The sequence below is a fragment of the Streptomyces sp. CNH189 genome (assembly GCF_000527195.1).
Genome location: NZ_AZUS01000012.1, coordinates 168,803 through 186,279 on the forward strand (window position 1 = coordinate 168,803; position 17,477 = coordinate 186,279).

A 17,477-nucleotide genomic window follows, 5' to 3' on the forward strand; every position below is an offset into this window, starting at 1 on the left:
CACTCCTGCAGTCGTCGGTCCGGCCGGTCGGTGCCTGTGCGGACGGCACACCGGCCCGCCCTCGAATCTACCCGCGGCGGGCGACGGAGCCGGTCGCGCGGGGTGGCCGCCGCGGTCCGGCGTCCGTTGTCCTCTCTGTGCGTCTGCCCAGCCGGGGCGGGGTGCTCACGGGCCGGTGGCGCCCCTCGCACCCCCTGTGGTGATTCCCGCCACGTCGGGCGGGCCGCCGGGCGCGTCCCGTGCCGGTCAGGCCGGTGTCTCGTCGTCCTCGCCGTCGTCCTCCTCGGCGAGGACGGGCGAGGCGTGGTGGGACCAGAGTTTCCAGCCGGCTGTGGTGCGGCGGTAGACGTTCGTGGCGACGACGAGCTGGCCGACCAGCGGGCCCAGCTCCTCGCCGGCCTCGGGGGCCGGCCCGCCGCTGAGGATGTTCTCCGTGCAGGTCACCACGGCGGTGTCGCCGGTGACGGAGACATGCACGTCGGTGAGGAAGAACTGGATGTAGTCGGTGTTCGCCATGATCAGGGCGTACGACCTGAGCACCTCGCCGCGCCCGGTGAGCACGGGCCAGCCGGGGTGCACGCAGGAGACCACGCCGCTGTCGGCGGGGTCGTGGTACGTCTCGTCGACCCCGAGGTCGGCGGGGGTGAGCCAGGCGGACGCGACCTCCTCGAAGTCGCCGCGCTCCAGTGCCTCGTAGAAGGCGGTGTTGGCGGCCTCGACCTGCTCGACGTCGGTGTGGGGAGCGGTCACCGGGCTCCTTCCGCGCCGGATGCGGGAGGTGTGGGGACGTAGGCGCGCGCCTGGTCCATCGCGCGGACGACCCGTACGGCGTCCGCGCTGGCGCGGACCTCGTGCACGCGCACCGCCCAGGCGCCGGCCTGTGCGGAGAGGGCGGAGACGGCGGCGGTGGCCGCGTCGCGCTCCCGGGCCGGCGGGGGCGGGGCGTCGGGGCCGGCCAGCACCCGGCCGAGGAACCGCTTGCGGGACGCGGCGACGAGCAGGGGGTGGCCGAGGCCTGTCAGGCGGTCGAGTCGGGCGAGCAGCGCGAGGTCGTGTCCGGCGTCCTTGGAGAAGCCGAGGCCGGGGTCGACGATCACGCGGTCGGCGGCGACACCGCCCTCCAGCACGGCCTCCACGCGGGCGCGCAGTTCGTCGGCGACCTCGGTGACCACGTCGTCGTACACGCCCCGGACGTTGCCGCCCTCGAGGAAGCCGCGCCAGTGCATGACGACGAAGGGCGCGCCGGCGGCGGCCACGACGCCGATCATGGCGGGGTCGGCGAGGCCGCCGCTGACGTCGTTGACCAGGGCGGCGCCGGCGGTGAGCGACTGCTCGGCGACGGAGGCGCGCATGGTGTCGACGGAGACGGTGACGCCTTCGGCGGCGAGGCCGCGGACCACCGGGATGACGCGCTTGAGCTCCTCGGTCTCGTCGACGCGGGTGGCGCCGGGGCGGGTGGACTCGCCGCCCACGTCGACGAGGTCGGCGCCCTGGGCGACCAGGTCGAGGCCGTGCTTGACGGCGGTCGTCGTGTCGAACCAGCGGCCGCCGTCGGAGAAGGAGTCGGGGGTGACGTTCACGACTCCCATGACCGCGCACCGGTCCCAGTGGGGGAGGCCCGCGATCTGACGGCGTCCGCTGTGATTGCTCATACGTTCAGCGTAGGCCCCGGGGCGGGTCCCGGATGCCGCGCGGGCCGGTGGGCGGGGAGCGGGGAAACGGGCGGCGGGGATTGCGGGTGCCTTTCGCCCGCGCATTGCGGCGGGGCTGTGCGCGCGAGATCGGGGGAGGCGGGAAAGGGCGGGAATCGCGGTTCACAGGGGGCGGGCGGAACGGGATCTCCGGCCGGGAGATCGGCGACTCGGGGAGGCGGCCCCGGGTGGGGCGCCGTTGTGGGGCGCGCGGGTGGGAGCGGGCCGGGGACGGGCGCGGCGCGGGCGGGGGCGCGCCCGGCGGGAGGGGCGCGGGGCAGGGCGGGGCGCGGAGAGGGTCCCGGGGTGGTGGCGGCGGGGGCGAAGTGGAATGCGGGTCCGGGGAGTTGTGCCGCGATCCGGCTCGGAAATGATCTTGATGAAATTGCAAGGTGCCGCTATTCACGGCTGCCCCGGTTCGCCGTTGGGCTGTGAAACGCCTCAACTCGCTTTCTTTTTGCGGGGCGGGGCACCATCATTCGCCTACGCGCGGTAAGTTTCTGGCCATGCCACGTGGACGTCACCGTCATTCCCCGCCTCTGCACAGGATGCTGCCCCCGTCGGCGATCGCAGGCGTCTCCGTCGTCTGCGCCCTGGGGCCCTGGGTGTTCACACAACCGGTGGTGCTTCGTCTCCTGGCCGCGGCCGCCGCGGTCACGGCGATCGTGGGTGCCGTCGTGATGCGTCACTGGGACGCCCAGGCGGGCAAACGCGTCGCCGATCTGACGCGCGCGCGGGCGAGCGACGAGTGGCGATTCGAGGAACGGGTCGCCGAACTCGAGTCCGACCTCGAGGAGTCGCGTGAGCTGCGGATGAAGCTGGAGCAGCGGCTGCGCGCCAAGCGCGCGGAACTCGCCGGACTGCGCAACGAGCACGCCTCGCTGCTGCGCCGGTACGCGGCGGCCGAGGTGGACCGGGCGAGCGTCCTCGAGGAACGCCGGGTGCTCGAGATAGAGGCCACCGTCCCGGCGCGCGCGCTGCCGGCGGGGACCTCGTCGGCGCCCGCGGCGGAGCCCGGGGAGGCACCGGAGCCGACGGCACCCGCGGTGGCGGAGAGCGCGGCGGACACCGTGGCGGACGCCGACGAGCCGAAGGACGGGCAGGACACGGAGACCTCCGGCGTCTTCTCCCCGGAGGGGTCGAAGCTGTACCTGCGGGCCGACGCGGCCCTGGCGCGGTTCGCCGGGAAGCCGGGGCCCGAGGGTGCGAAGGCCCCGGACGCCGGCCGCGACGACGCGACGGACACGGGCGCGACGGACACGGGCGCGGCGGACACCACGGCGACCGACACCGGCGCGACGGAGCAGGCCGCCCCCGCGGCCGCCGTACCGGCCGCGCGGAAGGAGAGCGCCCCGGGCGCTCCCGCCGCCCGGCCCACTTCCGGGGACACCCCGCAGCGGGGCGACGCCCCCAGGACCGACACCGCCCCCAAGGGCGGCGGCACGCCTGAGGACGACGGTCCCGAGCCCACGAAGCGGCCCCGGCCGGATCCGGCGCAGGAGGACGAGGCCGGGGGGCGGCCCCGGGCGGCCGGCGACCATGAGCGCGCGGCCGCCCCCACCGCACCTGCCACGCCCGCGAGTTCGGCCGTGCGGCAGCCGTCCGGGCACTTCACCGTGCCGACCGCCGTCGCGGTCGTCCCGCCGACGGCGCCCGTGCGGCGGCCCGTGACGGGGGGCGGCTTCGACTTCTTCGGCACGAAGCAGGAGACGGAGCGCTCCGCCCTGGACGCCGTGCAGAACGAGGACCTCGCCGACGTGGTCGGCCAGGAGGCGCTCGCACTGCACAAGGCGGAGGCCGAGGCGCGGTACAAGCCGGCCGCCGAGGAGGCGCGCGGTGTCGGCCAGGTCATCGACCTGACGGCCCACGACGAGACCGAGCACATCGACGTCCAGGGTCTGCGCAGCGCGGTCTCCTGAACGCGCCCGCGACCGTCGACGGGGCCCCGCACACGCGGGGCCCCGTTCGCGTGTCCGGGCCGGTCAGGCCATCCAGCGGTCCGGAAGGGCGTCCCTGCGGCCGGTGCGGGATCGTTCCGCCTGCGCGCGCAGCAGCACGGCGGCCTCGTCGGCGGGCCGCAGGCGGGCCGCGACGGTGCTGTTGGCGCCGGTGTCCACATGGACGTCGGCGAGCCCGCGGGCCCGCTGCCACGGGCCCTGGACCAGCCGGACGCTCTGCACCTTCGCGTGCGGCACCAGCGACAGGCTGCGCCGCAGCAGCCCGCGCCGGGCGGCGAACACCGCGTCGGTGACGGCGAGTCCGTAGCCCCGCCACCACACCGGCACGCACCAGCGCGCGCGTCGCGGCGGGCGGACGAGTGCCTCGGGCGGCGGGACGGTCACCCCGGGCAGCACGCGCGCGACGACCGACTCGGCGATCTCGCGCGGCGCCACCGGGAGCAGCAGGGAATTGGACGAGCCGGCCACGTCGAGTTCCACGCGCACCCAGCCGCGCCTCCGCCACAGCAGCGGCTCGACCAGCCGGACGGTCTGCACGCGGCCCGGTGGGACCGTCTCGTGCGCCCGGTCCAGCAGCCCGTGGTCGATCCGGAGGCCGTCGGGCGACTCGCCCAGCGTCCAGTCGTACTCGGCGACGAAGCGCCCCACGCTGCTCGCGCCCGCCGCGCCGAGCATCGGCACGCCCGCCGCGAGCACCGTCCACAGGCTGTGGGTGGCCGTCCACAGCAGCGGCAGCGCCACCGCGGCGACCAGTAGCCAGACCCAGGTCGCGCCGGTCAGCAGCAGCGAGACGGCGAGGACGCCCGGCGGCACCCGCAGCATCTGCTGGGAAGGCGCCTCGCCCACCTCGTGTGCGGTCTCCGGGGCGAACCCGGCGGCCCGCGCCAGCAGTTCCGCGCGCAGCGCCCGCGCCTCGCCGGCCCCGAGGAAGGCGAGCTCGTCCTTCTTGTCGGTGCCTATGACGTCGAGTTTCAGCTTCGCCACGCCCGCGACCCGCGCCAGCAGCGGCTGAGTGACGTCGATGGCCTGGATACGCTCCAGCCGGATGTGCGCGGTGCGCCGGAACAGCAGCCCGGTCCGCACCCGCAGTTCGCCGTCGGTCACCGCGAAGTGGGTGAACCACCAGCTCAGGAACCCGTAGAGGGCGGCGGCGGGGATGAGCACAGCGAGCCCGATGAGCAGCGTGGTGGTGGTCAGCCGGGTGAGCTGGCGCTGCGCCCCGTCGAGGTCGTGCACCACCCAGCCCATCAGCACGGCCACGGGCGCCCATGCCCGCCGCAGCGGCGTGACCGGGTGCAGCCGCCTCTCGGTCACGGGCGGCCGGTCGCGTACGTCCTTCCGGACGCCGGACGTCGTCACAGCCCCGCCGACCGGGCCTCGCCCAGCTCGGTGAGCCGGTCGCGCAGCCGTTCCGCCTCGGCCGGGTCGAGGCCGGGGATGGTGGCGTCGGTGGCCGCGGCGGCCGTGTGCAGCTGCACGCTGGCCAGCCCGAAGTACCGCTCGACGGGTCCGGAGGTGACCTCCACCAGCTGCATCCGCCCGTACGGCACGATTGTCTCCTCGCGCCAGAGGACACCGCGGCTGATCAGCAGGTCGTCGCAGCGCTCGGCGTACCGCCAGGAGCGCCAGTTGCGCTCCAGCATCACCCAGCCCCAGACGAGCACGGCCAGCGGCAGCACCGCGAAGGCGGCCCAGCCGGGCCCGGCCAGCAGGCCCGGCACCAGCGCGGTGGCCAGCGCCAGCAGGCCCAGCCACACCACCAGCAGCAGCCGTCGCATCTTCAGCAGCCCGGGCGGCAGCGCACGCCACACCGGCTCCGCCGCACCGGCATCCGGCTCCGCCACCGCTTCGGCCGCATCCGCCGCACCGGCATCCGGTACGGCCGGCGCGTGTGCCGTGTCCGGCGCCGCCGCCTCCGGTACGTCCGCTGTCCCCGTGTCGTGCGGGCTCCCCGTCTCCATGGAGCCAGCGTACGTAGGACAGACTGTGTGCATGACTCCTACGACGGAGACCATGGTCGGAATCGGCGGCGCGGCGGAGAGCACCGACATGGTGCTCAACATCGGCCCGCAGCACCCGTCGACGCACGGCGTGCTGCGGCTGAAGCTGGTGCTGGACGGCGAGCGGATCGTCCGCGCGGAGCCCGTGATCGGCTACATGCACCGGGGCGCGGAGAAGCTGTTCGAGGCCCGCGACTACCGCCAGATCATCATGCTGGCCAACCGTCACGACTGGCTGTCGGCGTTCTCCAACGAGCTGGGCGTGGTCCTCGCCGTGGAGCGGATGCTCGGCATGGAGGTTCCCGAGCGCGCGGTGTGGCTGCGCACGCTGCTCGCCGAGCTGAACCGGGTGCTCAACCACCTGATGTTCCTCGGCTCCTATCCGCTGGAGCTCGGCGGCATCACCCCGATCTTCTACGCCTTCACCGAGCGCGAGGAGCTCCAGCACGTCATGGAGGAGGTCTCCGGCGGGCGCATGCACTACATGTTCAACCGCGTGGGCGGCCTCAAGGAGGACCTTCCGGCGGGCTGGACGTCCCGGGCGCGCGGCGCCGTCGCCGGCGTGCGCTCCCGCATCGACCGCTTCGACGACCTGGTGCTCGGCAACGAGATCTTCCGGGGCCGCACCCGGGGCGTCGGCGTGCTGTCCGCCGAGGCCGTGCACGCGTACGGGGTGAGCGGGCCGATCGGGCGCGCCTCGGGCGTCGACTTCGACCTGCGCCGCGACGAGCCGTACCTGGCGTACGGCGAGCTGGGTGACGTCCTGAAGGTGGTCACCCGCGAGGAGGGCGACTGCCTCGCCCGCTTCGAGTGCCTGCTGGAGCAGACACACAACGCCCTGGACCTCGCCGACGCCTGCCTCGACCGGCTGGCGGAGCTGCCGCCCGGCCCGGTGAACCAGCGGCTCCCGAAGGTCCTCAAGGCCCCGGAGGGCCACACGTACGCGTGGACCGAGAACCCGCTCGGCATCAACGGCTACTACCTGGTCAGCAAGGGCGAGAAGACGCCGTACCGGCTGAAGCTGCGCTCGGCGTCGTACAACAACATCCAGGCGCTCACCGAGCTGCTGCCGGGCACCCTGGTCGCGGACATGGTGGCGATCCTCGGGTCGCTCTTCTTCGTCGTCGGCGACATCGACAAGTAGCCGTCACCCGGTGAGGACGTCCCCGGTCCCCACCGGCTGCGCCAGCCAGCCGAAGTCCCCGAGGCCGCCCGCCGCGGTGAGTTCGGCGGCCTCCCCGGCGGCGGCGAGGGCGCGGACGTAGCCGGCCGGGTCGGTGCTCGCCAGGGACAGCGGGGGACGCCCGCCGCTCACGCCGAGCGTGCGCAGGGCGTCCCGCTGCGTCAGCAGGCGCGCGCCCGGCAGGGCGGGGGCGGCGGCGCACGCGTCCAGCGCGACGTGCGCCGTGAGATCGCGGGAGCCGTCCGGCACCGGTGCCGTCTCCCGTCCCTCCCGGAACGCGGTCAGCGTGCCGAACGGGGGCCGCGCGCCGGCCGTGTGCGCGTAGTCCACGGCGACGGCCAGCCCGCGCGCCAGGGCGCCGACGGCCGCCGCCCAGGCCTCGTCCCGCGGCAGTCCGATCTCCGCGCGCAGCCCCTCCTCGGCGGGCAGCGGCCACCACCGGGCCAGCCACGTGGCCTCCGGCCCGGTGAGGGGTTCCCCGAGCCGCTCGGTGCCGTCCGCCCGCACCAGCACCCGCCGGGGGACGCCGGAGGCGTCCACCTCGGCGACGTCCACGGGCACGTTGTCCAGCCACTCGTTGGCGAACAGCAGGCCCGTGACCCGCTCCGGCGGCGTGGCCCGCCACGCGACCCGCCCGTCGAGCCCCTGCGGACGCCCGGCCAGCTCGACGGCGTACGGGCGCACCCGGTCCGCCACGTCGGCGGGGAGGGCGCTCAGGACGCCGGTGACCAGTTCGCCCCGGCCGGCGGCCATGTCCACGAAGTCGAGCGCCGGCGGGCGTCCCAGCGCGGCGTCGACCCGGCACAGCAGCCGTGCCACGGCCCCGGCGAACAGCGGCGACGCGTGCACGGAGGTACGGAAGTGTCCGGCCGGACCCGCTCCGCCGGGGCGGCGGTAGAAGCCGTCCGGGCCGTACAGCGCCTCCTCGGCCGCCTCCCGCCAGCCGCGGAAGCCGTCCCGTGCCGTCCCCGCCGTCACCACTTCCCCGCGCCCGTCGCCGCCGTCGTCACCGGCCCAGATTACGTGCGCGCGGCGGCCCGGATCACGTCCGCGCGGCGGCCCGGATCACGTCCGCGCGGCGGCCCGGATCAGGTGCGCGCACCGGTGCGGCCTCCACCTTGCGGAGTACACGTACCGGGCGGGGATCGGCCCTCCGGTTGACCCCTGCACGCAGTTCGCTTCCCTACGCTGGGTTACGTGCAGCGCCTCTATGACTTCCTCCGCAGGCACCCGACGTGGGTCGACGGCTTCTGGGCCGTGATCCTCTTCGGGATCTCGGTGGTCGGCGGAGCGGCCACGGGGGCGTCCAGGGGCACCGACCGGGCGGCCCTCGTCGTCCCGGTCGTCCTGTTCCTGTCCCTGGTGGTGGCGCTGCGCCGCCGGATGCCGGAGCGGATGCTGGTCCTCGCCGTGGCGGTCGGCCTGGGACAGCTCGCCGCCGACGTGGCCCCGCTGCCCGCCGACTTCGCCCTGTTGGTGATCGTCTACACGGTCGCGGCGACCGGTGCCCGCTGGGCCTCCCGCCTCGCGCTGACCGCGGGCCTGTGCGCGGCCCCGTTCGCGACGCTGCGCTGGCCCAGCGAGGACACGGGGACCGCCGGCAACATCGCCATCACGGTCTTCCAGGCCGTGCCGTTCGCCCTGGCGTGGGTGCTGGGCGACTCCATCCGCACCCGCCGCGCGTACTTCGCGCAGCTGGAGGAGCGCGCGGCCCGGCTGGAGAAGGAGCGCGAGGCGCAGGCCAAGGTCGCGGTCGCCGCCGAACGCGCCCGCATAGCCCGCGAGCTCCACGACGTGGTCGCGCACAACGTGTCGGTGATGGTGGTGCAGGCCGACGGCGCCGCCTACGTCCTCGACGCGGCGCCCGACCAGGCCAAGAACGCCCTGGAGACCATCTCCACCACCGGCCGGCAGGCCCTCGCCGAGATGCGCCGCCTGCTGGGTGTGCTGCGCACCGGCGAGCACCAGGAGGCGGGGGAGTACGTCCCGCAGCCGGGGCTGCAGCAGATCGAGGACCTCGTCGAGCAGTGCCGGGAGTCCGGGCTGCCCGTGGACTTCAGGATCGAGGGCACCTCGCGCGAGCTGCCCAGCGGGGTCGAGCTGACCGCGTACCGCATCGTGCAGGAGGCCCTGACCAACACCCGCAAGCACGGCGGGCCCGACGCGGGCGCGAGCGTGCGGCTGGTGTACTTCGACGACGGGCTCGGCCTGCTCGTGGAGGACGACGGCAAGGGCGCCCCGCACGAGCTGTACGAGGAGGGCGGGCTCGACGGACAGGGACACGGACTGATCGGCATGCGCGAGCGGGTCGGCATGGTCGGCGGAACGCTGGACGCCGGGCCGCGGCCGGGCGGAGGATTCCGCATCAGTGTGCTGCTGCCGCTCAAACCCGCGCATTGACGCAACCGCACGCCCCCTGTTGACACCTGTCACGCCCCCTGCGGCGACCCGACGACCGAACGGAAGAGACCACGATGACGATCCGCGTGATGCTCGTCGACGACCAGGTGCTGCTGCGCACCGGGTTCCGGATGGTGCTCGCCGCCCAGCCGGACATGGAGGTCGTGGCGGAGGCGGGCAACGGCGTGGAGGCCCTGGAGGTGCTGCGGTCCACGGCCGTCGACGTGGTGCTGATGGACGTCCGCATGCCCAAGCTCGACGGGGTGGAGGCCACCCGCAGGATCTGCGCGGACACCGACCCGCCGAAGGTGCTCATCCTGACCACCTTCGACCTCGACGAGTACGCGTTCTCGGGGCTGAAGGCGGGAGCGTCCGGCTTCATGCTCAAGGACGTGCCGCCCGGTGAGCTGCTGAGCGCGATCCGCGCGGTGCACAGCGGCGACGCGGTGGTCGCCCCGTCCACCACCCGACGGCTCCTGGACCGGTTCGCGCCGATGCTGCCCAGCACCGGCAGGCAGCCCGAGCACAAGGAGCTGGAGCGGCTCACCGAGCGCGAGCGCGAGGTGATGGTGCTGGTCGCCCAGGGCCTGTCCAACGGGGAGATCGCGGCCCGGCTGGTGCTGTCCGAGGCGACCGTGAAGACGCACGTGGGCCGCATCCTCACCAAGCTGGGGCTGCGGGACCGGGTGCAGGTGGTCGTCCTCGCCTACGAGACGGGTCTGGTGCGGGCCGGCGGCCACGGCTGAGCCCGGCCTGATCCGAACGGAAGGCCCTGAGTCCCGCCCGCCGGTAGGGTGCCGCGCATGCTCCTGTGGATCAACGGCCCCTTCGGGGGCGGCAAGACACAGACCGCACACGAGATACGGCGCCGCCTGCCCGGCAGCGTCGTCTGCGACCCGGAGCAGCCCGGCTTCGGCCTGCACCGCATGCTGCCGCCCGAACTGCGCGGCGACTTCCAGGATCTGAAGGCCTGGCGGCACGGGGTCGTCGAGGTCCTCGACCTCACCCTCACCCGGCGCGAGGGCGTGGTGATCGCCCCCATGACCGTCACCGGTCCCGGCCACTTCGCCGAGACCGTGGGCCGGCTGCGCGAACTGGGCCACGACGTACGGCACTTCACGCTCCTCGCCGAGCGGGAGACGGTGCTGCGGCGGCTGCGGGAGCGGGGCCTCGGGCACCTGCTGGGCGGCGCCCGGAGCCTGCGCCGGGAGAGCTGGGCCGTCGAGCGGCTCGACCACTGCCTGGAGCGGCTCGCCGAGCCGGAGTTCGGCGAGCACCTGTGGACCGACCACACCACGGTGCCGAGGACGGCGGACCGCATCGCCGTCCTCGCCGGCCTCACCCTGCGCCCCAACCACGAGGGCCGGCTGCGCACCCGCCTCCGTCAGGTGGGCGTGGGCGTCCGGCACATCCGCCTGGGCTGACGGCGGGCGTACGCCCCCGTGCACGGCCTGGGGAAGTGCCTCAGCGGAGGATGCTCTCCAGGAAGTCGCTGCCGAGGCGGGCCACGACGGTCACGTCCAGCTGGTGGAGGACGTACCGGCCGCGGCGGCGGGTGGTGATCAGCCCCGCCTTCTTCAGCACGGCCAGGTGCCGGGATATCTCCGGCGCGGTCATGCCGTGCACCTGTGCCAGCTCGCTCGTGGTGAACGCGCCGCGGGCGAGGTTGCGGCACATCCGCATGCGCACCGGATGGGACAGCGCGGTCATCCGCAGGCTCAGCTGGTCGACGCTCGGCGGCGCGGCCAGCTCCGGTGAGCCGACGGGATAGTGCAGCACCGGCTGCCAGTTGTGGCGGTGCAGCACCATCAGATGGGGCCAGCCGAGGCTGGTGGGGATCAGCAGCAGCCCGCCGTCACGAGTCGCGGTGCGGCCGTCGCCCAGCTTGTCGACGGTGATCCGGGCGGCCGCCGCGTCCAGCGTCACCGCGGACGACACCGACGTCAGCGCCTCGCCCAGCCCCTTGTGCCGCAGCAGGTCCGTCTTGAGGCGGGCGTCCGCGGCGAGCTGGTGCCGCAGCCGGGACCACGTCTCCGCGAAGAACGCCTCGTCGCAGTCGTGCAGGAACTGCCGCAGCCAGTCCCTGATCCGCGGCGGGTCGGCCAGCAGCCGCTCGGTGAACAGCACCTGGCTCGGCCCGCGCGCGGCGGCCAGCTCCAGCGCGCGGCGGCGCAGACCGTCGTCGACGAGCGGGCCGCCCCCCGGCACGTCGTAGGGGAGGGCGCAGGTGAACTCCAGGGACGCGTCCACGAACTGCTCGTCCGACAGCTTGTCCAGCAGGTCCAGCTCCTCGGCGAGTGTGGCGCCGGGCAGCGTCGTCCTGCCCGGTACCCCGGCGCACGGCAGGAACAGGTCGGAGAACGTCGTCCGCCACAGGAAGTCCGCCTCGCACATGCGGTCCGCCAGGTGCGGGTCGAGCCGCGCGGTCACCCCGGTCACCCAGGCCTGCAGCCCCGGATGGTGCGCCGGCTCGGACAGCGCGTGCAGTGCCATGCCCAGCTCGGCCAGCGGAGAGAGCACGACGGCGGTTCTCTCCGGCCGCAGCCCCGTGATGTCGATGTGCACGCCCATGACCACATGGTGCACCGGGCCACCGACACCGCGGACCCCGATTGACGGGCCCCGTCAATCGAGGAGACGCGGCGGCCGGGGAGGCGCAGCGTGGACGGCATGAGCCTCACGCAGCAGTACGTCCTCGACACCTACCGTGCCTCCCGGCTGGGCGTGCCGGCCCCGCCCGCACCGGGCCTCGAGGACTGGCAGGCCGTCCGCGAACTGGGCGGCGAAGCGCACCGCCTCCGCGCGGCCCGCGCCAACCGCGGCGACCCCGGCACCCGCACGGCACACCGGCTCCGCCGCGCCCTGACCCACCTGCTCCCACGCCACTCCGTCCCGTCCTCCAGTCCGTCCTCCGGACCGACTCCCCGCCCGGCCCCCGGGCCGGCGTGCCGCCCGGCGTCCGGGCCGGCGTGCCGCCCGGCCGGGACGGCCTGAGCGGGACGGTGGGGCGGCGGGGCGGCCACCCCGGGGTCGTCCGGGCGGCGAGGTGGCCGGACCGGTGCGGGTCCGGGCGGCCCCGACCGGCGGTCCGGGCCGTGCGATCCGCCCCCGGCGCGGCCTACGCCGGGCCCGTGGCGGTCAGGCGGCGGGCGAAGTCCGTGGCCGCCTCGCGTATGTCGTCGGCCGTCCACTCCAGGGCCGCGGCGCGGACGTAGACCTCGGTGGACGTCAGCCCCGGGCCCTTCGGGTCCCAGTGGTTGGCGAACAGCATGCCGCCCGTCTCCTCGCCCGCCCGGATCGCCGTCTCCGCCACCAGCTCGGTCTCGTACGGCAGCCACAGCTGGAAGTCATGGGTGTGCGGAACCTCGGGGTGGATGCGGAACCAGGGCAGCCCCCCTGCCTCCAGGCCCTCGCGCAGGGCGGCGGCCACCACGCGCGCGTGGCGGACGTACTCGGGCAGCCGGGGCAGTTCCCGGTCCAGGCCGATCAGCGCGGACAACGCGGTCGGGAACTGCTGGAACACCGCGCCCCCGTACCGGTGCCGCCAGGCCTTCGCCTCCTCGATCAGGCCGGCCGGTCCGGCGAGGGCCGCGCCGCCGAACGCGTCGAGGGACTTGTAGAAGGACACGTAGACGCTGTCCGCGAGGCCCGCGATCTCCTCCAGCGACCTGCCGAAGTGCTCGGTGCACTCCCACAGCCGGGCGCCGTCGAGGTGCACGATCGCGTCGCGTTCCCGGGCGGCGTCCGCCAGCTCGGTCAGTTCGTCCCAGGTGGGCAGCACGAACCCGGCGTCCCGCAGCGGCAGCTCCAGCATCAGCGCGCCGAAGGGTTCGTCGAGTCCGCGGACCTCCTCCGCGGTGGGCTGCCGGGGCTCGTTCGCGAACCGCACCGGGCGCAGGCCGCTGACCTGGCTGAACGCGTTCCGCTCGTACACCTCCGGGTGGCTCAGCGGGTGCAGCGCGACCGCCGGGTTCCCGGTGCGGCCGGCCCAGCAGCGCAGGACGACCTGCTGGGCCATCGTGCCGGTCGGGAAGAAGGCGGCCGCCTCCGTGCCGAGCAGCCCGGCCACGCGCTGTTCGAGGGCCTCGACCACTCCGTTGCCGTACAGGTCGGAGGTCTCGTCGAGGTCGTACACCTCACCCGCGGCGTCCAGCAGTGCCATCCGCTCCCGGAGCGGGGCGAGGAAGCCGAGGCGCGCGAGCACCCGCGGGGCGTTCCGCCAGGCCGCGATGCGCCGTTCACGCGGGGTGGGCGGGGGCGCCTCCTCCGCGTGCGGGCCGGGGCTCCCGTCGTCCCGCGCTCCCGTGGTGCCGTCCGTGCCGTGCGCCGTGTCAGTCATGCCCGTGATCTTCCCGCGCCCGCTCCGCGCGGTCACCACCAAGGCGGTACGCGCGCGGGGCGGATGCGCGCGTGCGGTGGCCCACAGCCTGTGGACAACCGGTCGCCGCCGGAACCGATCGCGTTAACATGACGAGAAATCGTCCGGTACCCCGAGCGGACTGGAACGGGAAGGCCACCGTCGCGTGAACACAACCCCACAGCCCGATCCCCGGGACCGTCCCGCGCGGCTCACCGTCGGCGTCGTAGGCGCCGGACGCGTGGGTCCCGCCCTGGCCGCGTCCCTCCAGCTGGCCGGGCACCGCCCGGTGGCCGTCTCCGCCGTCTCCGACACCTCCCGCAGGCGCGCCGAGGAGATGCTGCCGGACGTGCCGGTGGTGCCGCCAGCCGAGGTGCTTGAGCGGTCCGAGCTGGTGCTGCTGACCGTCCCCGACGACGCCCTGCCCGAGCTGGTCACCGGGCTCGCCGACACCGGCGCCGTGCGCCCCGGCCAGCTCCTCGTGCACACCTCGGGGCGTTACGGCGCCAAAGTCCTCGACCCCGCCCTGCGGGCCGGCGCGCTGCCGCTCGCCCTGCACCCGGCGATGACGTTCACCGGCACCCCCGTCGACGTGCAGCGGCTCGCCGGCTGCTCCTTCGGCGTCACCGCGCCCGACGAGCTGCGGCTGGCGGCCGAGGCCCTGGTCATCGAGATGGGCGGCGAGCCCGAGTGGATCGCCGAGGAGAACCGCCCGCTCTACCACGCCGCCCTCGCCCTGGGCGCCAACCACCTGGTCACCCTGGTCGCCCAGTCCATGGAGCTGCTGCGCACCGCGGGCGTCGGCGCCCCCGACCGGATGCTCGGCCCGCTGCTCGGCGCCGCCCTGGACAACGCGCTGCGCTCCGGCGACGCGGCCCTCACCGGACCCGTCGCCCGGGGTGACGCCGGCACGGTCGCGGCGCACGTCTCCGAGCTGCGCAAGCACGCCCCCGGGACCGTCGCCGGGTACCTGGCCATGGCTCGCGCCACCGCCGACCGCGCCCTCGCCCACGGGCTGCTGAAGCCGGAGCTCGCCGAGCCCCTCCTCGGGGTGCTGGCCGGCCCGTCCGACGCGGCCGCCGGCCCGGGTCAGACCCCGGGGGACCCGACATGAGCGGCACCGCCCGCACCCCTCACGCCTACGCCACCCGTACGCCCCCGCGCGCGTCCCGGAACGGAGCCGCCCGATGACCGCCACCCTGCTGCGCACCGCCGCCGACCTGCACGCCCGCGCGCGCACCGGCCGCCGTGCCGTCGTGATGACCATGGGCGCGCTGCACGAGGGCCACGCCACGCTGATCCGCGCCGCGCGGAAGATCGCCGGTCCCGACGGCGAGGTCGTCGTCACGGTCTTCGTCAACCCGCTGCAGTTCGGCGCCGGCGAGGACCTGGACCGCTACCCGCGCACCCTGGACGCCGACGTCGAGCTGGCCGGGAAGTCCGGCGCGGACGCCGTGTTCGCCCCGTCCGTCGACGAGGTCTACCCGGGCGGCGAACCGCAGGTGAGGGTCGGCGCCGGACCCATGGGCGCACGCCTGGAGGGCGCCGCCCGCCCCGGCCACTTCGACGGCATGCTCACCGTCGTGGCCAAGCTGCTGCACCTCACCCGCCCCGACGTCGCGCTGTACGGGCAGAAGGACGCCCAGCAGCTCGCCCTGATCCGGCGCATGGTGCGGGACCTGAACTTCGGCATCGAGATCGTCGGCGTGCCCACCGTCCGCGAGGAGGACGGGCTCGCCCTGTCCAGCCGCAACCGCTACCTCTCGCCCGCCGAGCGGCGCACCGCGCTCGCCCTGTCGCAGGCCCTGTTCGCGGGCCGCGACCGGCACGCCGCGCAGGAGGCGCTGCGCGCCCGGGCCCGCGAGGTGCCGGCCACCCGAGAGCGTGCCGAGGCGCTCAGCGCGATCGGGGAGTCCCGCGCCGCGGCCGACGCGCACGCCGTGGCCACCACGGCCGGCGGCCCCGCCGCGATCCGCGCCGCCGCCCGCCTGGTGCTGGACGAGGCCGCCCGCCTGGATCCGCCGCTGACGCTGGACTACCTGGCGCTGGTCGACCCGTCGGACTTCACCGAGATCGGCGACGACTTCACCGGCGAGGCCGTCCTCGCGGTCGCCGCGCGGGTCGGCGCCACCCGGCTGATCGACAACATCCCCCTGACCTTCGGAAACCTCGGAGCCGCCTCGTGACCAGCACAGGCATACGACTGCACGCGCCCGCACCGGGGTGGTCCATCGACGCGGACGTCGTGGTCGTCGGCTCCGGGGTCGCGGGCCTCACCGCCGCCCTCCGCTGCGAGGCGGCCGGACTGACGACCGTGGTGGTCACCAAGGCCCGCCTCGACGACGGCTCCACCCGCTGGGCGCAGGGCGGCATCGCCGCGGCCCTCGGCGAGGGCGACACCCCCGAGCAGCACCTGGACGACACCCTGGTCGCCGGCGCCGGCCTCTGCGACGAGGAAGCCGTACGCATCCTGGTCACCGAGGGCCCCGACGCCGTACGGCGGCTCATCGCGACCGGCGCGCAGTTCGACGCGTCCACCGACGGCCGGCTGGAACTCACCCGCGAGGGCGGCCACCACCGCCGTCGCATCGCCCACGCGGGCGGCGACGCGACCGGTGCGGAGATCTCCCGCGCCCTGGTCGAGGCGGTCCGCGCGCGCGGGCTGCGCACGATCGAGAACGCGCTCGTCCTCGACCTGCTCACCGACGCCGAGGGCCGCACCGCCGGCGTCACCCTGCACGTCATGGGGGAGGGCCAGCACGACGGCGTGGGCGCGGTGCACGCGCCCGCCGTGGTGCTCGCCACCGGCGGCATGGGCCAGGTGTTCTCCGCCACCACCAACCCGGCCGTCTCCACGGGCGACGGCGTCGCCCTCGCGCTGCGCGCGGGCGCCGAGGTGAGCGACCTGGAGTTTGTGCAGTTCCACCCCACGGTGCTCTTCCTCGGCCCGGACGCGGAGGGCCAGCAGCCGCTGGTCTCCGAGGCGGTGCGCGGTGAGGGCGCCCACCTGGTCGACGCCGACGGCGTGCGCTTCATGCTGGGGCAGCACGAACTGGCGGAACTGGCGCCCCGGGACATCGTCGCCAAGGGCATCATGCGCCGCATGCGGGAGCGCGACGCCGAGCACATGTACCTCGACGCCCGCCACTTCGGCGCCGAGATGTGGGAGCGCCGCTTCCCGACGATCCTGGCCGCCTGCCGCGCCCACGGCATCGACCCGGTCACCGAGCCCGTGCCCGTCGCCCCGGCCGCCCACTACGCCTCCGGCGGCGTCCGCACCGACTCCCGCGGCCGCACCACCGTGCCCGGCCTGTACGCCTGCGGCGAGGTCGCCTGCACCGGCGTGCACGGCGCCAACCGGCTGGCGTCCAACTCGCTCCTCGAAGGCCTCGTCTACGCCGAGCGCATCGCCTCCGACATCGCCCGCACCGGCCTCCACGCGCGCGTACCGCAGCCGCTGCCCGCCGCCGGGCGCCCCGCGCACCCGCTGCTCCCGCCGGAGGTCCGCTTCACCATCCAGCGGACCATGACCCGCGGTGCGGGCGTGCTGCGCTCCGAGGCGTCCCTGGCCGAGGCCGCCGACCGCCTGCACCGGCTGCACGCCGACGCGCGCGACGCCCTCGACGAGAACGGCAAGACCGCCGAGCCGGGCGTCGACACCTGGGAGGCCACCAACCTGCTGTGCGTGGCCCGCGTCCTGGTGGCCGCCGCACGGCTGCGTGAGGAGACCCGCGGCTGCCACTGGCGCGATGACCGCCCTGAGCGGGACGACACCGCATGGCGCCGCCACATCGTCGTACGGCTGAATCCGGACCGATCGCTGGCGGTGCGCACCACCGACACCACAGACTTCCCCCCGACCCTCCCTCAGGCCCAGGAGCAGTGACA

Annotated in this window: 16 protein-coding genes; 9 read left to right on the forward strand and 7 right to left on the reverse strand. The window is 75.0% G+C overall.

All coding sequences use genetic code 11. The features are described from left to right. Positions 1-246 precede the first annotated feature (246 nt). Both B100_RS0118125 and folP read right to left on the reverse strand, forming a co-directional pair. Entirely contained in the window at positions 247-750 is a 504-nt protein-coding gene (locus tag B100_RS0118125) for a nuclear transport factor 2 family protein (RefSeq protein WP_024885845.1), read from the reverse strand. Next, positions 747-1,652 carry a dihydropteroate synthase gene (folP, locus tag B100_RS0118130; protein ID WP_037723007.1) on the reverse strand — a complete coding sequence of 302 codons (906 nt, stop codon included), beginning with the start codon at positions 1,650-1,652 and terminating at the stop codon, positions 747-749. Before folP ends, B100_RS0118125 begins: the two co-directional genes overlap by 4 nt. 545 nt (positions 1,653-2,197) lie before the next feature. Here folP and B100_RS0118135 point away from each other — a divergent pair. After that, a complete protein-coding gene (locus B100_RS0118135) occupies positions 2,198-3,610 on the forward strand; it encodes a hypothetical protein (protein WP_199785260.1) in 1,413 nt (470 codons plus the stop codon). 63 nt (positions 3,611-3,673) lie between these two features. Here B100_RS0118135 and B100_RS0118140 read toward each other — a convergent pair whose 3' ends face one another. Next, the gene (locus tag B100_RS0118140) at positions 3,674-5,008 is read right to left on the reverse strand and encodes a PH domain-containing protein (protein ID WP_024885848.1); all 1,335 of its coding nucleotides are present in this window, start codon (positions 5,006-5,008) and stop codon (positions 3,674-3,676) included. Further along, complete coding sequence (locus tag B100_RS0118145) at positions 5,005-5,610, reverse strand: PH domain-containing protein (protein WP_024885849.1); 606 nt, start codon at positions 5,608-5,610, stop codon at positions 5,005-5,007. The genes B100_RS0118140 and B100_RS0118145 overlap by 4 nt, the downstream gene beginning before the upstream one ends. Positions 5,611-5,641: 31 nt before the next feature. Between B100_RS0118145 and B100_RS0118150 the strand changes: the two genes are divergently transcribed. Next, complete coding sequence (locus B100_RS0118150) at positions 5,642-6,793, forward strand: NADH-quinone oxidoreductase subunit D-related protein (protein WP_024885850.1); 1,152 nt, start codon at positions 5,642-5,644, stop codon at positions 6,791-6,793. A gap of 3 nt (positions 6,794-6,796) precedes the next feature. On the opposite strand, the gene B100_RS0118155 is transcribed toward B100_RS0118150, so the two are convergent. Continuing rightward, a complete protein-coding gene (locus B100_RS0118155) occupies positions 6,797-7,813 on the reverse strand; it encodes an SAM-dependent methyltransferase (RefSeq protein ID WP_199785261.1) in 1,017 nt (338 codons plus the stop codon). Between the two features lie 216 nt (positions 7,814-8,029). Between B100_RS0118155 and B100_RS0118160 the strand changes: the two genes are divergently transcribed. The 3 genes from B100_RS0118160 to B100_RS0118170 all read left to right on the forward strand — a co-directional run bounded on the left by B100_RS0118160 (position 8,030) and on the right by B100_RS0118170 (position 10,656). Further along, positions 8,030-9,232 carry a sensor histidine kinase gene (locus B100_RS0118160; protein WP_024885852.1) on the forward strand — a complete coding sequence of 401 codons (1,203 nt, stop codon included), beginning with the start codon at positions 8,030-8,032 and terminating at the stop codon, positions 9,230-9,232. Positions 9,233-9,306: 74 nt separating this feature from the next. Then, a complete protein-coding gene (locus tag B100_RS0118165; RefSeq protein ID WP_024885853.1) occupies positions 9,307-9,978 on the forward strand; it encodes a response regulator transcription factor in 672 nt (223 codons plus the stop codon). Between the two features lie 57 nt (positions 9,979-10,035). Continuing rightward, the gene (locus B100_RS0118170) at positions 10,036-10,656 is read left to right on the forward strand and encodes an AAA family ATPase (protein ID WP_024885854.1); all 621 of its coding nucleotides are present in this window, start codon (positions 10,036-10,038) and stop codon (positions 10,654-10,656) included. Positions 10,657-10,696: 40 nt separating this feature from the next. Here B100_RS0118170 and B100_RS0118175 read toward each other — a convergent pair whose 3' ends face one another. After that, positions 10,697-11,803 (reverse strand): DUF5937 family protein, encoded by a 1,107-nt coding sequence (locus tag B100_RS0118175; protein ID WP_024885855.1) that lies wholly within the window; start codon positions 11,801-11,803, stop codon positions 10,697-10,699. A 99-nt stretch (positions 11,804-11,902) separates the two neighbouring features. Here B100_RS0118175 and B100_RS0118180 point away from each other — a divergent pair, with 99 nt between their 5' ends. Further along, complete coding sequence (locus B100_RS0118180; protein WP_024885856.1) at positions 11,903-12,226, forward strand: hypothetical protein; 324 nt, start codon at positions 11,903-11,905, stop codon at positions 12,224-12,226. Positions 12,227-12,350: 124 nt separating this feature from the next. Here B100_RS0118180 and B100_RS0118185 read toward each other — a convergent pair whose 3' ends face one another. Then, positions 12,351-13,571, reverse strand: a complete 1,221-nt coding sequence (locus B100_RS0118185) for a beta-eliminating lyase-related protein (protein ID WP_037723012.1) — start codon at positions 13,569-13,571, stop codon at positions 12,351-12,353. Between the two features lie 184 nt (positions 13,572-13,755). On the opposite strand from B100_RS0118185, the gene B100_RS0118190 reads away from it, so the two are divergent. The 3 genes from B100_RS0118190 (at position 13,756) to B100_RS0118200 (ending at position 17,475) form a co-directional block, all read left to right on the forward strand. After that, positions 13,756-14,703: a DUF2520 domain-containing protein gene (locus B100_RS0118190; RefSeq protein ID WP_024885858.1), complete on the forward strand. Its 948-nt coding sequence runs from the start codon at positions 13,756-13,758 to the stop codon at positions 14,701-14,703. 73 nt (positions 14,704-14,776) lie between these two features. After that, a complete protein-coding gene (panC, locus tag B100_RS0118195) occupies positions 14,777-15,775 on the forward strand; it encodes a pantoate--beta-alanine ligase (RefSeq protein WP_024885859.1) in 999 nt (332 codons plus the stop codon). Further along, positions 15,772-17,475, forward strand: a complete 1,704-nt coding sequence (locus B100_RS0118200) for an L-aspartate oxidase (protein WP_024885860.1) — start codon at positions 15,772-15,774, stop codon at positions 17,473-17,475. Before panC ends, B100_RS0118200 begins: the two co-directional genes overlap by 4 nt. The last annotated feature ends 2 nt before the right edge of the window (positions 17,476-17,477 follow it).